General features: G+C 46.0%; 18 protein-coding genes. 17 read left to right on the top strand and 1 reads right to left on the bottom strand.

Annotated features, from left to right (window positions below; translation table 11 throughout):
* Positions 1 to 136: 136 nt before the first annotated feature.
* From H8K33_RS10295 to H8K33_RS10230, 14 genes are all read left to right on the top strand, one after another.
* The gene (locus H8K33_RS10295; protein WP_186890924.1) at positions 137 to 697 is read left to right on the top strand and encodes a hypothetical protein; all 561 of its coding nucleotides are present in this window, start codon (positions 137 to 139) and stop codon (positions 695 to 697) included.
* A gap of 178 nt (positions 698 to 875) precedes the next feature.
* Complete coding sequence (locus H8K33_RS10290) at positions 876 to 1,943, top strand: serine hydrolase domain-containing protein (protein ID WP_186890923.1); 1,068 nt, start codon at positions 876 to 878, stop codon at positions 1,941 to 1,943.
* 222 nt (positions 1,944 to 2,165) lie between these two features.
* Positions 2,166 to 3,443: an RNA polymerase sigma factor gene (locus H8K33_RS10285; RefSeq protein ID WP_186890922.1), complete on the top strand. Its 1,278-nt coding sequence runs from the start codon at positions 2,166 to 2,168 to the stop codon at positions 3,441 to 3,443.
* A 213-nt stretch (positions 3,444 to 3,656) separates the two neighbouring features.
* Positions 3,657 to 4,103: an SRPBCC family protein gene (locus tag H8K33_RS10280; protein ID WP_186890921.1), complete on the top strand. Its 447-nt coding sequence runs from the start codon at positions 3,657 to 3,659 to the stop codon at positions 4,101 to 4,103.
* Positions 4,104 to 4,143: 40 nt separating this feature from the next.
* Positions 4,144 to 4,554 (top strand): VOC family protein, encoded by a 411-nt coding sequence (locus tag H8K33_RS10275; RefSeq protein ID WP_186890920.1) that lies wholly within the window; start codon positions 4,144 to 4,146, stop codon positions 4,552 to 4,554.
* Positions 4,555 to 4,581: 27 nt separating this feature from the next.
* Positions 4,582 to 4,929: a YciI family protein gene (locus H8K33_RS10270; protein WP_186890919.1), complete on the top strand. Its 348-nt coding sequence runs from the start codon at positions 4,582 to 4,584 to the stop codon at positions 4,927 to 4,929.
* Between the two features lie 80 nt (positions 4,930 to 5,009).
* Positions 5,010 to 5,420 carry a VOC family protein gene (locus tag H8K33_RS10265; RefSeq protein ID WP_186890918.1) on the top strand — a complete coding sequence of 137 codons (411 nt, stop codon included), beginning with the start codon at positions 5,010 to 5,012 and terminating at the stop codon, positions 5,418 to 5,420.
* Between the two features lie 199 nt (positions 5,421 to 5,619).
* Complete coding sequence (locus H8K33_RS10260; RefSeq protein WP_186890917.1) at positions 5,620 to 6,102, top strand: DUF1579 domain-containing protein; 483 nt, start codon at positions 5,620 to 5,622, stop codon at positions 6,100 to 6,102.
* Between the two features lie 60 nt (positions 6,103 to 6,162).
* The gene (locus tag H8K33_RS10255; RefSeq protein WP_186890916.1) at positions 6,163 to 7,026 is read left to right on the top strand and encodes an alpha/beta hydrolase; all 864 of its coding nucleotides are present in this window, start codon (positions 6,163 to 6,165) and stop codon (positions 7,024 to 7,026) included.
* 120 nt (positions 7,027 to 7,146) lie between these two features.
* Positions 7,147 to 7,740, top strand: coding sequence for an HD domain-containing protein (locus H8K33_RS10250; protein WP_186890915.1), 594 nt, complete (start codon positions 7,147 to 7,149; stop codon positions 7,738 to 7,740).
* Positions 7,741 to 7,859: 119 nt separating this feature from the next.
* Positions 7,860 to 8,354 carry a hypothetical protein gene (locus H8K33_RS10245; RefSeq protein WP_222613374.1) on the top strand — a complete coding sequence of 165 codons (495 nt, stop codon included), beginning with the start codon at positions 7,860 to 7,862 and terminating at the stop codon, positions 8,352 to 8,354.
* Between the two features lie 96 nt (positions 8,355 to 8,450).
* On the top strand, positions 8,451 to 8,687 hold the full coding sequence (locus tag H8K33_RS10240) for a zinc ribbon domain-containing protein (protein ID WP_186890913.1): 237 nt from the start codon (positions 8,451 to 8,453) through the stop codon (positions 8,685 to 8,687).
* Between the two features lie 231 nt (positions 8,688 to 8,918).
* Positions 8,919 to 9,671: a substrate-binding periplasmic protein gene (locus tag H8K33_RS10235; protein WP_186890912.1), complete on the top strand. Its 753-nt coding sequence runs from the start codon at positions 8,919 to 8,921 to the stop codon at positions 9,669 to 9,671.
* An 8-nt stretch (positions 9,672 to 9,679) separates the two neighbouring features.
* Positions 9,680 to 10,279, top strand: coding sequence for a dihydrofolate reductase family protein (locus tag H8K33_RS10230; protein ID WP_186890911.1), 600 nt, complete (start codon positions 9,680 to 9,682; stop codon positions 10,277 to 10,279).
* Between the two features lie 47 nt (positions 10,280 to 10,326).
* Here H8K33_RS10230 and gcvA read toward each other — a convergent pair whose 3' ends face one another.
* On the bottom strand, positions 10,327 to 11,220 hold the full coding sequence (gene gcvA, locus H8K33_RS10225; RefSeq protein WP_186890910.1) for a transcriptional regulator GcvA: 894 nt from the start codon (positions 11,218 to 11,220) through the stop codon (positions 10,327 to 10,329).
* 135 nt (positions 11,221 to 11,355) lie between these two features.
* Between gcvA and H8K33_RS10220 the strand changes: the two genes are divergently transcribed.
* From H8K33_RS10220 to H8K33_RS10210, 3 genes are all read left to right on the top strand, one after another.
* Positions 11,356 to 12,243, top strand: coding sequence for a DMT family transporter (locus H8K33_RS10220; protein ID WP_186890909.1), 888 nt, complete (start codon positions 11,356 to 11,358; stop codon positions 12,241 to 12,243).
* A gap of 253 nt (positions 12,244 to 12,496) precedes the next feature.
* Positions 12,497 to 12,889 carry a VOC family protein gene (locus H8K33_RS10215; RefSeq protein ID WP_186890908.1) on the top strand — a complete coding sequence of 131 codons (393 nt, stop codon included), beginning with the start codon at positions 12,497 to 12,499 and terminating at the stop codon, positions 12,887 to 12,889.
* Between the two features lie 14 nt (positions 12,890 to 12,903).
* The gene (locus tag H8K33_RS10210; protein WP_186890907.1) at positions 12,904 to 13,305 is read left to right on the top strand and encodes an SRPBCC family protein; all 402 of its coding nucleotides are present in this window, start codon (positions 12,904 to 12,906) and stop codon (positions 13,303 to 13,305) included.

The raw sequence follows: 13,305 nt of genomic DNA, 5'->3' as shown, positions 1-13,305 counted from the left end.
TTTTTACGGAAAAGCCCATAACTCTTTTGCTATACCCATTCCAATAAACTTACCGACCCAAGCAACTATCATCGCCAATAACAAACGCTTCAATACGCTGCGGGTTCATCCCTAACAATTCTGACAAATTACTACTATGCGTTCTCAAATAGACTTACTTGGACAAAGAATTGCACTTTTAGTCGAGCGCCTTCGTGCTATGGGCTACGTGTTTGACGACCCCAAGCAAGTATTTCCAGGCCCTGAAACTGAAACCGAAAATATCATCGAAAAGATTGAGCGTGAGGTTGGCGAAATTCCAGAAGCATTGAAACTTTTTTGGAGGCAGGTAGGAAGCGTCAATTTAACTGGTCACCACCCATCTTGGACTGAGACTGAATTTTGCCCAGACCAACTCATCGTCTATCCAGCTTCCTATGCGCTCTACTACTTGGAAGACGAGTGCGGAAACCGTCTTGAGTATGACCAACCATTTCAAATTATTGTTGCACCAGACGAACTGCACAAGGTCAATATAAGTGGTGGAGCGCCATACTCAATCAGTGTTCCTGCCGTGGCAAATGATCCTCCTCTTAATGCATCGCCTGTAACTGAGACGTTTTTGGAACACATTGATCGTTCGTTAAAGAGTGGCGGATTTCCTGGTATAGAGGGCGATCAAAACCACAATTGGCCCATCACCAAGCTAAGTTGCTGATTACAAAATTCATTTTCATCTGTCTATTGTATCGTGCGGTACTTAATCAAATGATTCGCTCCACTTTTGTTAGAAAGATTAAAAACCTAAATCATCGTTAGGAATACAAGATTTGAAAACCGGAACCTGCTGAGAATTGTATGCCTAACAAACTGAGCGTTACAAAAAGGAAAATTCAATGAAATTCATCCCACTTATTTTGACCATGTTGGTTACATTGTTTAGCAATCATGCTGCTAACGCCGACACGATTGATACGCTCGTCCTAAAGGAAATGCAACGACAGCAGATTCCCGGTGTCAGTATCGCTGTTGTTCATAAGGGAAAAATTATTAAAGAAGAAGGCTATGGTCTAGCGAATATTGAGCACCAAGTCAAAGTCAGCCCTCATACGATTTTTCAATCAGGTTCTGTCGGCAAGCAATTCACTGCAGCACTCATTCTTCTATTAGCAAGGGATGGAAAGCTCGACTTACATGACTCCATTGACAAATATCTAGATAATTTGCCCAGTGATTGGAAAACGATCACCATTCATCAGCTGCTAAGCCACACCTCGGGTTTAGATGATCCTTACCGTATATTGGACTTTAAGAAGAACTACAGCGACCAAGCACTCATCGAACTCGAAACTACTGTTCCCATGCTGTTCAAACCAGGCGAAAAATGGCTGTATTCAAATATGGGCTATCACATGCTGGGCTTTATTGCGAATAAAGTCGGTGGGCAATTTTATGGCGATCAATTACGCCAACGCATTTTTGAGCCACTTGGCATGAAGACGCGTGTTATCGATGAACGTGCGATCATTCCTCACCGCGCTGCTGGTTATGATGTGGTTGATAAGGAATGGAAAAATCAAGCTTGGGTGTCACCTAGCTTAAATCGAACCGCAGATGGCAGTCTTTACTTAACCGCGCATGATTTAGCTTTGTGGGATCTCGCCTTATATCAAGATTTTCCGTTAACGTCGGCTGAAAAAAAGCTGAGCTGGACTCCCGCTCAACTGAATAATGGCAAGTATTCTCAATATGGCTATGGATGGTTCTTGTCCGAGACAAATGGAAAGAGAAATATCGAACATGGTGGTGCGTGGCAGGGTTTCACAACGCAAATAAGTCGATATGTCGATGACCAGTTGTGTGTCATTGTCTTGACGAACAGATCGCAAGCCAATCCCAAGCGAATCGCCGATCTCATCGCTGCTGAAGTTGTGCCTGCATTAAAGCAACATGTAAAACCCTAGATCAATCGAATTCAGCCATGTAGGGTGCGCAAGGTTTTTGTTCTCACACCAATCGGCGTAATGAACAATGCAAAAAATCTTATGCCCCCTCGATTTTTTCGAATCTATATATCCGTAACGCATGGGCACGATGATGCCTTACCCACCCTACACACTTATTTTTACAATTCGATCTCGCTTACGCAGATAATGTGAGCTTCTTCGATCAAGCCCGCTGGTCGTATGAATACATCTAATCACGACACTACTTCGACCATAGACCAACTATATCGACAGTCATCGCGGCACATCTTTGCAACCTTGGTGCGTCTACTCGGTGACTTTGATTTGGCGGAGGAAGCACTACACGAGGCATTTCGTGCTGCGATGGAAAAATGGCCTGCACAGGGCATTCCGTCTAACCCGCATGCATGGCTAGTTTCTGCAGGACGCTTTAAGGCGATTGATGGCATACGGCGAAATCAGCGTTTTACCGCTTGGGATGAAGCTGCGGAACAGGCAGAGAACATTGCAGACGAGACGCCGACTTGGGATATCCTGCAAGAACAAATCTTGCTCGAAGACGATACGCTGCGCTTGGTGTTCACTTGTTGCCACCCTAGTCTGACATTTGATGCGCAAGTCGCGCTGACGCTGCGCGAAGTTTGTGGCTTAACCACCGAAGAAATTGCCAGTGCGTTCTTGCTGCCAGCGCCTACCTTGGCACAACGCATCGTGCGTGCTAAGAGCAAAATTCGCGATGCTCGGATTCCCTACCAAGTACCGGATGCAGCGGAACTTCCTGCGCGACTGAGCAGCGTCTTGCGCGTGGTTTATTTAGTATTCAACGAAGGCTACTCGGCATCGAGTGGCGATATGCTCACGCGTGGTGATTTGTCGAATGAAGCGATACGCTTGGCGCGTTTGTTACGTGAATTGCTACCTGACCAAGCGGAAATTATGGGTTTATTGGCGCTCATGTTGCTCCATGAATCGCGGCGAGCTGCGCGCGTCAATCTGCAGAATGATCTGGTTCCACTCGATGAACAAGATCGCAGTTTATGGAATGCCGAATTGATCGCCGAAGGATGTGCCTTGGCGGAACAAGCGCTACGCACTATGCAATTCGGCGCATACAGCCTGCAAGCCGCAATCTCAGCCGTGCATGCAGAAGCACCGACAAGTGCGGACACCGATTGGCTGCAAATCGTCGGCTTATACGATGCCCTATTTCGTTTGGAACCCAGTTCTATTGTGGCACTCAATCGTGCGGTGGCAATTGCGATGCGGGATGGGCCAGCGGCGAGTCTGGCCTTGGTGAGCGAACTGCTGCAAGAAGAATCGCTGCAAAAGTATCACTTGGCGCACGCAGCACAGGCCGACATGTATCGCCGTTTGGCACGTTATCAGGAAGCACAATTTGCTTACGAGCAAGCTCTAGATTTGACCAAGCAAGGCGCTGAACAGCGATTTTTACAAAAACGCATTGCCGAGATGCGTGGCCTTTTAGCGAAGAATTAGCGGTAACTTAGAGTGTAATCATGGAGAACTCAAAAACTTTACGACCCTTTGAGAAAATAATTCAACATATTTTTTGATCTGGTGTCGATTTACGTTTCAGCCATTCGACTAGTAGTAGATTGGGAACAAAATGTCATGCAAAGTATCGCTTACAAATAACAAGTATCACGTTAGTCCCCAACCCATTTACATCAATTAAAAGGAGATTTTTAAATGGCAACAGGCACCGTTCAACTTCACCGCGTTCTCAAAGCTAACCCAGACAAGGTCTATCGTGCGTTTTTAGACAAAGCTGCGATGGCTAAATGGATTCCACCTTATGGCTTTACTTGCACCGTCCACCACATGGATGCCAAAGTCGGCGGCACTTTCCGCATGTCGTTCGAAAACTTTACAACTGGCCATTCGCATGCCTTTGGTGGCGAGTACTTGGAATTAATCCCAGGTCAATTGCTGCGTTACACCGACAAATTTGAAGACCCCAATCTACCAGGCGAATTACTCGTGACCGTATCGCTCAAAGCGGTCGCTTGTGGTACAGAATTGAATGTGATCCAAACTGGCATTCCCGAAGTGATTCCCGTAGAGATGTGTTACTTGGGATGGCAAGAATCTTTAGAGCAATTGGCGAAGCTAGTTGAACCAGAAATCGCTGGATAAGCATCAACATTTAACTCATTCATCACTTTAAGGAAACACTATGCCAAAAATGATTTTTGTGAATCTGCCGGTCACCGACCTCGCTCATTCGATTACTTTTTACACCGCGATAGGCGGTAGCAAAAACCCGCAATTTTCAGACGATACCGCGGCCTGTATGGTGTTATCAGAGAGCATCCACGTGATGCTGCTAACACATGCCAAATACAGTTCTTTTACGGCTAGGCCGATTGCTGACGCGCGCGCCACCAGTGCTAGCTTATTAGCACTGACTTTCGATAGTCGAGACGAAGTCAATGCCACATTGGATCGCGCCGTCGCAGCGGGTGGACTGGCTGATCCCAATCCCCCACAAGATCTTGGCTTTATGTTCAGTCGTTCTGTGCAAGATCCTGATGGCAATGTGTGGGAGATTTTTTGGATGGACCCTGCCGCATTGGCTAGTGCTTAAACTTCGTAGCAATTAAGGAATCCTGCCATGAAATATCTATGCTTAGTTTATCTGTCTGAAGAAAATTGGAATGCCTGCCCCGACACCACTTGCTTTACATTTGCCGAGCAGTTGGCAAAAAGTGGGCACATGATCGCCGCTGAACCACTGCATCCAATACAAACCGCCACCACGGTACGCGTGCGCAATGGCCAAATGGCGATGACCGATGGGCCATTTGCTGAAACCAAGGAACAACTAGCAGGCTTCTATTTAATCGACGCTAAAGATTTAAATGAGGCGATTAACTGGGCTGCAAAAATTCCACCAGCCAAGTTTGGCAGTATTGAAGTACGGCCAGTGCGTGAGTTGGATTTAGGCGCGGCCACAGCATAAATGCCAGCTTAGTCAGAACGACTGACAAGGCGGAGAATCACCTCGCTTACGCACTTAACTTAATTTAATAAGGAAGAATCATGGCAAGGACAATCACCATCAGCTTACCCGTCAAGGATATCAACACTTCCAAGGCATTCTATACAGAGCTAGGCTTTAAATTTAATCCGCAATGTGGCGACGACAGCGCAGCCTTAATGGAGTGGAGTGAAACCATCAGCGTGATGTTGCTGACCCATGAAAAATGGAGTAGCTTCACAACACGCCCAATTCCGCCCAGCACATCAAGCGAAGTCGCATTAAATATTTCTTGCGAATCGCGCGATGAGGTTGATGCAATGAATAATATCGCATTGGTGAAAGGCGGCACTGCCGATATCAACCCAGTGCAAGATCATGGCTTTATGTATGGTCGCGATTTCGCCGATCCCGATGGTCATATTTGGGGTGCGGTTTGGATGGATATGTCGGCGATTCCGTCTGCGCAATAATTTTCAGCAATCTCGAACAAACTTGCAAATGCTGCTCGCTTCACATTAAAACATCGCTGATAATTGAGGAACTAGCTGTGGGCAATATGTGTCCAAATCCTTCCCGCTAATCGCGTTTTTGCAATTGATGTAAAGCTAGCTTTATGTAGTATCGCCAATAACATCCACGTTCATTAATTACCATTAAAGGAGTGAAATCATGCAGATCCCAGAACCGCAAACAGAACATCTTTGGCTACAACAACTCGTCGGCGAGTGGACTTTCGAATCCGAATGCCTGATGGGTCCCGATCAACCGCCGATGAAAACGACAGGGAATGAAGTGGTTAAGCCTTTGGGAAAATTGTGGACCATTGGCGAGGGAACCAGCGATTCGCCAGAAGGCGGACCATGGAATTCAATTATGACACTGGGATACGACCCAGAAGCAAAGCGCTTTGTTGGCACTTTTATCGCGTCGGTGATGACGCATTTATGGCCTTACCTAGGCACACTCGATGCGTCTAAAAAAATTCTGACACTCGACTCTGAAGGCCCAAGCTTCGCGAGTGATGGCACGATGACGAAGTATCAGGATATCATCGAATTCATCACGCCCGATCACCGCACACTGACTTCGCGTATGCAAAGTGAAGATGGTACTTGGCATCAGTTTATGTGCGCGCACTATCGTCGCAAATAATGTGCGTTCGCAAAAATTTTGTGATCTTTTTTCATCTTCAATCACTGGGACGCTACGCCAATGAACACAGAACAATTCCGATTGAATTCTTATCCCTCTACCACGGCGCTGCGCTTGCGCCAACTGCGAGTAAGCATGATCGCGGTGATCTCATTTTTGTTCGCTCCGTTTGCCTTCGCAGATGAAGTCATCACACTCAAGACTCGACCGGGTGTATCCCAATCTCTATTACTTTGGGAACCTCACGCTTCAAATCCAGAAACGGTCATCTTACTGATACCCGGTGGATCAGGAAACATCGGTCTGAGTCTGAAAGATGGGCAAGCAACGGCAGAAAGACCGCACTTGTTTCTGGGTCAACGAGAAGTTCTCTTACAAGAAAAGATGGCCGTGGTTGTGATGAACGCGCCCTCTGATCAAGAAGACTTAACGCAGGATATTCGCATTTCATCCAAGCACGTGGCAGATATGCAAGTAGTTGTACAGGAAGTTCAACGTCGTTTTCCAAAAGCACGTCTTGTGATTATGGCACATAGCCGGGGCACAATATCTGCTGCTTATCTGTCGCAGAGCTTAGGCGATCAGGTTAGCGCATTGGTACTTCTCTCTGGATTGTATCAAGCATATCTTCCCGGGCCCAAAATGCCATCAAGCGGCCCAGGTCTATCGAAAATAGATTTGTCATCGTTGAAGATTCCCACGCTGCTCGTCCATCATGCGAAAGATGCTTGTCCGGTGTCACCGATTTCCGACTTCTTGCCCATACTTCTTCCAAAAATTGTGGTTGATGGCATCGCCAATAACGACAAGGTCGCACCCTGCGGGCCAGGTTCAAACCACTGGTTCACAGGTAAGGAAAACGCCGTTGGTCAAGAAATCATCAACTGGATTTCTGGAAAACCATGGAAACCCAGCTTACCGTGATTGATGCCCCCTCGAAGCTGGGGGCTTCTTCCAATTGACGCATAAGAGAGCATGCATTAATACTTTAAAGGTCGACACGATCATTCTGCGTCTACTTCCCCATCCTTTTTCAAAGAATCCATGCAAGAACTTTCACAACAAATCGATTTCATCCTCGAGCTAGACAAACTCAAAGCGGTCTACCGTAAAGCGCTGATCAAAACCGATAATAATCGCTACGAAAATAGTGCTGAACATAGCTGGCACATTTCCTTGACCGCACATGTGTTGGCACCGTATGCGAATGAAACTGTCGATATTTCTCGTGTGACTTTAATGCTATTGATTCACGATATTGTAGAAATCGATGCGGGTGATACTTTCGCATTTGATCATCACGCGGTATTGGGCGCACAAGCCGACAAAGAAATCGCTGCGGCGGAGCGTATTTTTGGCTTATTGCCGGAATCACAGCGTCACAAGATTACTTCACTCTGGCATGAATTTGAGCAAGCAGAAACGCCCGACGCACAATTTGCCAAAGCGATGGATCGCATTCTGCCCTTAATCCAAAACATGCAAAATGAAGGTGGTAGTTGGGCGCAAAATAAAGTATTCAAACATCAGGTGATCAAGCGCAATCAATATCTCGAAACGTCGGCACCGAAGCTTTGGAACTACGTACTAACGCAAATTGATATCGCCACCGAACGGGGTTGGTTGAAAACCGAATAATGGTATGCGCCTTGTATCTACGTGGTTAGCATTCTAAGCGTTAAACAAATTGTCTTCTGTGATGCATCAAGTTAGTATGCATTTTCGCTTATGCAATACTCAACATCATGAAAGTAATCGTGAAACGAATCATCCTCTTCTGCATGACTTACTTTTGTTTATTGTCACCGGCAGCGCATTCAGCTGACTTCAGCAAATACAAAGACACCAATCAATTAGTCTGGGACGGCAAATTTGAAACAGCCGTCAAGAAATACTTTGGCTCTAGAAAGTTCGATGCATTTTATCCAGCCGGATCGCTCTCTGCGCAAATTCTTGACGGACTTGGTGGACCACCAGATCAAATCAAGGAATTCGACAAGTCCATATTCATTGCATCGGCATGCCGTCCGCATAGTTGCGAAGAAAAAGCGGCGGTTATATTTAAAAAACCTTCGACGATTTTGGCCTTTGGAGTCATTCATTTTAATTGTAAAAAAGAGGGATGCGACTCGTCTCCGAAGTTAAGCATTTTTAGTCAGAAAAATATCAGTATTGATGTGAAAAATGCACTCGAAGCTTGGGCGTTTTCGGTAGCTGATCGCATTCCCCTTGAACTTAAAATTGCACACTAAAATGCTGTTCAAGCATGTTCTGGGTGACAGCCACTACAAGACGTTTTGCCATATCGATGCAAAATACATTTCACTTAAAAATTAAGGAAAGTCACTATGTCCTACTCTTCTGGCAACCCATTAAGTGACGTTACAAAAGCCTGCCCTAAATGCGGTTCTTACGGGAAAACCCGAGGTGAGTTTCGTGCTGCTGGTGGCTTTTGGTCGTCGTTTTTCGACTACAGCAACAAGCGCTTTCAATACTTATCTTGCAAGAAGTGCGGCTACACGGAATTTTATAATTCGTCGATTTCTGGCGCTGCGAAGTTTCTCGATTTTTTGGGTGGTGGTTAAGTCGATTGCTTGACATCGACAAGTGGTGCAGCACAGCGACAACCAATGCGTATGTAACGCGCAACTGATAATCTTGCAAAGATTAGAACATTGTTTGACCGAGGCAGCAGCATGAATTATTCTGAACTGCTATCTGAGTTGCTATCTGGACTGCAAAGTAGCTTGGCATCGCATTGATGCTCTTGATAAGATTTTTTCCCTTACACTTAACGCGGCCTGAGCACGATCAACATGAAACATGCAAAGCACTTGAACAGTAAGTTTTACTTAATGTGTTTTTTGTTTTTCATAGCATTTTGCGACGTAAGCACAGCGCAAACCAAACAGACCACGATCAACATCACCACCGAATATCTTTATCCTTTGAATATTGTCGATAAAGAAGGCGGACCAATTTATGGACAGTCTGCCGATAAAGTACATGAATTATTCAAACGCAGTCAGTTGCCCTATCAAATGAGCGTCATGAGCTGGAACCGCGCATTTGAATTGGCCCGACATCACGCCGACACCTGTGTATTTTCCACTGCGAGAATTAAAGAACGAGAGTCTTGGTTTCAATGGGTAGGCCCCATCGCTACTGGGAACTGGGCGATCTTTGGCAGCCCTGACAAATTAGGCAAAATCACCCGACTTGAAGATATCAAACAAGCGAGCATCGGAACTGAAGTTGGCAATGTGTCGGTGCCCTATCTTTCGGACAAAGGATTTCGCTTGGTGACCTCAAATGAATCTGCAACCACGTTTAAGAATGTGGCATTGGGTCGCATCGACTATGCAACGGCTGGCGACATTCATGGAAAGAAAATTATTGCGGAGAATCATTTGGAAGACAAAGTTATTTTTCTCTTCAATTATCAGACATCCGATTACTACTTAGCCTGTCATCCCAAAATGAGCGCAGAAACCATCGCGTTACTCAATGCGAAGCTGCGTGAAATGAAGCTTGACGCTACCTATAAAACGATCGATCTTAAGTATTAAGTGCATCTATGAGAAAAATTATTGCACTAGAATTTATCACGCTCGATGGCGTGATTCAGGCTGGTGGTGGTCCCGAAGAAGACACGAGTGACGGCTTCGTCTATGGTGGCTGGCAAGTGCCGCACTCAGATGCAGTGTTAGGTAATGTGATGCGAGAGCAAATGAGCAAACCATTTGAGCTTTTATTAGGGCGCAAAACCTTTGACATTTGGGCTCCCTATTGGCCGCAACATGGCGACTTCTGGCCTGCGGTAAATACCGTCACCAAGTATGTCACTTCCAATACCTTAAGCGCTCATGCCTGGCAGCCGACAGTCTTTTTGAATGAAAATATTGTCGACAAAATCAAACAGCTCAAGCAACAAACTGGACCTGATTTGCACCTGTACGGAAGTGCCAATTTGATGCAAACCTTGCTCAAACATGATTTAGTCGATGAGCTATGGCTCAAAATTTATCCGATTACCTTAGGTAGTGGAAAACGTCTATTCAACGAAGGCACGATTCCGGCCGCGTTCAAAGTCACTGAAAGTCACATCACTTCCACTGGTGTGATCATCGTTAATTATGCACGTGCGGGCGTGGTAAAAACCGGTAGTTATACATAGCGGGATATCTTAATAGATCACTGCGTCCGAGTACGCATCTCGAAGCGCTAGAAAGCACCACCGGCAAACGCATTCGCCTCATTCTTTAGCCACTGCTCAAATGCCAGAAGTTCTGTACATTTCTGCAGGTCTTTTGGGGTAACCAAATAGTAGCTGTAATCCGATGGGGCAATTAAATCAAACAAGCGTACCAAATTGCCGGCAGCAATTTCGCCTGCCACCAAACTATGTCGCGCAACAGCAATGCCCTGGCCCGCTTTGGCAGCGGTCAACATTAAGTTGCTATCACTGTGGTGCGTCTCATGCTGAAAACTATCGATATCAATTCCAGCAAACTGGCTCCAATTCAACCATTCTCGCCCATTTTCCACACACAAAATCCGACAATTTCGTAGTTGTTTTGGATTAATTGGAAAACGCCCGCCATTGAAATCGGGGCTGCAAACTGGGTAGAGCTGATCATCGAGCAATTTTTCAGCATCGTAGTCTTCCCATTTTCCAAGACCAAAACGGATCGCAATATCGGTCTTGGTTTTATCGAGATTGACCAAGCCAATTGCCGCTTGAATATGGATCACCAAATCAGGATGCGCGGCCTGAAATTGTCCCAAACGCGGTAATAGCCAAAATGTTGCAAATGACTGCAAAGTCGCAACCCGAATCGCTGGCGTGCGTTTTTCTGTTTTAACTTGCGCTACAGCACGAGAGATTTGACGTAACGCTGGCTGAATTTGCTTCAGCAATTGCAGACCTTCCGCCGTTAATTGCATCTGTCTGCCTTTACGTTCAAACAGCGATGCGCCCAAGGATTCTTCTAGTAAACGCATCTGCTGGCTAATCGCGCTATGCGTAATGTGTAGCTCTGCCGCCGCCAACGAATAACTTTTATGGCGCGCAGCAGCTTCGAAGGTCACAAGCGAATTTAGGGAAGTAGGAAACATCCTGTATTGTTAGATTTTCTAACAGCAGATGTCAATAAGTATCGTTCGCTTTTTATCGCTTTACTCTTTACGATAGCCTTCTCTATTCGCTGTATTGAAATTTGTCCACTTCCTACATCAAGCAAAGAAATCGCTATGTCTAATGCAAACTTAACCCGTCTCCTGCTACTAGGCTTAATCTGGGGTACCAGCTTTATGCTGATGCGTATTGCTGCACCTATTTTTGGACCGATACTCACGACCTTTGGCCGCGCGAGTTTAGGCGCACTGGCTTTATATTTATTTGCACGCCATATGGGCATCACGTTTCACTGGCGCCGCAATGCCAAGACGTATTTCATCATCGGCCTAACAAATACTGCTATCCCATTTAGTTTGTTTGCCTGGTCGGCGTTGTATATTCCCTCCGCTTACATGGCGACCATGAATTCATTAGCGCCTATTTTTACGGCGGTATTTGGCTTCTTCATGCTAGCTGAGCGTTTGAGTGCCCTGCGTATTGCGGCTTTTTTATTAGGTCTGGTCGGTGTCGCGATCTTGGTTGGAATTGGGCCGACGACGGTGACGCCACAGGTTATTGGAGGCGTACTGATGGGCATGGGTGCAGCGATTAATTACGGTTTTGCTGCAACGTATACCAGAATGCATGCGAAGGAAATTCCTTCACTGGCGACTGCCGCGGGTAGTCAATTTGCTGCTGCTATCGCCCTGCTACCGTTTGCGATTCCTTCAATGCCTCACGCGATTGAGCATGGTACTGCCTCTGCTTTATGGTCGGTCGTGATACTCGGCGTCGTTTGTACTGGTATCGCCTATGGTTTGTTCTTCCATTTGATCTCTACTGAAGGTGCTAGCAAAGCGGTTACGGTGACATTCCTGGTACCAGCAACGGCATCCATTTGGGCTTGGCTGTTATTGGGTGAACCTATCACGACAGGCATAGTCACCGGCATTGCGGTGGTCTTAGTGGCGACGGCGATGTCTTTAGGAATGCTGAAGAAGCCTGCATTTTTAGGTGGATAGATGGGTAGCAGGCTTACTAGCGGATATTGAATAATGTCGAGATAATGGTGCGCGCTGTGCGCCCTACTATTCGCTGTGACCAAGAGAGTGCATAAGAGTACATCTGTCATTCAAACCAAGGATGCCCGGCAATGCAGCGGCATCCTTTTTTCTTAGTACAAAATTGCCTTTTTAAATATCTCAAGTTAATATTCATTTCGGTTAAATTCAACCAAAACTAAGCTACACAAAACCAAGCTCAAAGGAAAATTGTATGCGTCCAAGCTCTTTGTCTCCTTGTATCATTACCAGCAAAGTTGATGAATCCCGCGATTTTTACCTCAAACACTTTGCCGCAAAACTCAGCTTTGATTGTGGCTGGTACATCAATCTCGAATTCGGCAATGGTAGTTCCCTGCAATTCATGGCACCACAAGCAGAACAAGTGGCTTGCAATCCAACAGGATTAACTTACAATTTCTGTGTGAATGATGTCGATGCCGAACATCAACAACTCGTGTCATCAGGACTAGTCCCCGTCATGCCGCTTGAAGATCATCCTTGGGGTGATCGGGGCTTCGCTGTTCAAGACCCAAGCGGTATCGTCCTATACATCTACTCTGAACGCGAACCAAGCCCTGAGTTTAAGCCTTTCTATAAAACCTGAACCAGAAAATCATCATGCAAATCACTGTAGAAACCACCATCGCAGCGCCAATCTCCACGGTATGGTCGCTTTACAATACGCCAGAACATATTAAAAACTGGAATGCGGCGTCTGACGATTGGCATACGACGGCGTCCGCAGTTGATTTGCGCGAAGGTGGTGCTTTCTCCTCTCGTATGGAAGCCAAAGATGGCAGTATGGGATTTGATTTTGCAGGAGACTTCACCAAAATCATCGAGCATGCATTAATCGAATATACCTTCGGTGATCGCAAAGCGACGATTCAATTTGTAGACACGGCAGAAGGCGTCAAACTCAGTATCACATTTGAAGCTGAAACCACTTACTCCACAGAACAGCAACAACAAGGTTGGCAAGCAATTTTGAATAATTTCAAACGCTATGTGGAAAAATGA

It is taken from the genome of Affinundibacterium amnicola (genome assembly GCF_014284275.1).
Classification (GTDB): Bacteria; Pseudomonadota; Gammaproteobacteria; order Burkholderiales; family Burkholderiaceae_D; genus Undibacterium; species Undibacterium amnicola.
Note: the sequence above shows the minus strand (reverse complement) of the source record. Positions and strands in the feature narration are given on the sequence as shown.

What these genes read in the sequence shown, in the direction of transcription:
- H8K33_RS10295 (WP_186890924.1), top strand. Translation starts at nt 137, where the DNA reads ATGCGTTCTCAAATAGACTTACTTGGACAAAGAATTGCACTTTTAGTC.
- H8K33_RS10290 (WP_186890923.1), top strand. Translation starts at nt 876, where the DNA reads ATGAAATTCATCCCACTTATTTTGACCATGTTGGTTACATTGTTTAGC.
- H8K33_RS10285 (WP_186890922.1), top strand. Translation starts at nt 2,166, where the DNA reads ATGAATACATCTAATCACGACACTACTTCGACCATAGACCAACTATAT.
- H8K33_RS10280 (WP_186890921.1), top strand. Translation starts at nt 3,657, where the DNA reads ATGGCAACAGGCACCGTTCAACTTCACCGCGTTCTCAAAGCTAACCCA.
- H8K33_RS10275 (WP_186890920.1), top strand. Translation starts at nt 4,144, where the DNA reads ATGCCAAAAATGATTTTTGTGAATCTGCCGGTCACCGACCTCGCTCAT.
- H8K33_RS10270 (WP_186890919.1), top strand. Translation starts at nt 4,582, where the DNA reads ATGAAATATCTATGCTTAGTTTATCTGTCTGAAGAAAATTGGAATGCC.
- H8K33_RS10265 (WP_186890918.1), top strand. Translation starts at nt 5,010, where the DNA reads ATGGCAAGGACAATCACCATCAGCTTACCCGTCAAGGATATCAACACT.
- H8K33_RS10260 (WP_186890917.1), top strand. Translation starts at nt 5,620, where the DNA reads ATGCAGATCCCAGAACCGCAAACAGAACATCTTTGGCTACAACAACTC.
- H8K33_RS10255 (WP_186890916.1), top strand. Translation starts at nt 6,163, where the DNA reads ATGAACACAGAACAATTCCGATTGAATTCTTATCCCTCTACCACGGCG.
- H8K33_RS10250 (WP_186890915.1), top strand. Translation starts at nt 7,147, where the DNA reads ATGCAAGAACTTTCACAACAAATCGATTTCATCCTCGAGCTAGACAAA.
- H8K33_RS10240 (WP_186890913.1), top strand. Translation starts at nt 8,451, where the DNA reads ATGTCCTACTCTTCTGGCAACCCATTAAGTGACGTTACAAAAGCCTGC.
- H8K33_RS10235 (WP_186890912.1), top strand. Translation starts at nt 8,919, where the DNA reads ATGAAACATGCAAAGCACTTGAACAGTAAGTTTTACTTAATGTGTTTT.
- H8K33_RS10230 (WP_186890911.1), top strand. Translation starts at nt 9,680, where the DNA reads ATGAGAAAAATTATTGCACTAGAATTTATCACGCTCGATGGCGTGATT.
- gcvA (WP_186890910.1), bottom strand. Translation starts at nt 11,220, where the DNA reads ATGTTTCCTACTTCCCTAAATTCGCTTGTGACCTTCGAAGCTGCTGCG.
- H8K33_RS10220 (WP_186890909.1), top strand. Translation starts at nt 11,356, where the DNA reads ATGTCTAATGCAAACTTAACCCGTCTCCTGCTACTAGGCTTAATCTGG.
- H8K33_RS10215 (WP_186890908.1), top strand. Translation starts at nt 12,497, where the DNA reads ATGCGTCCAAGCTCTTTGTCTCCTTGTATCATTACCAGCAAAGTTGAT.
- H8K33_RS10210 (WP_186890907.1), top strand. Translation starts at nt 12,904, where the DNA reads ATGCAAATCACTGTAGAAACCACCATCGCAGCGCCAATCTCCACGGTA.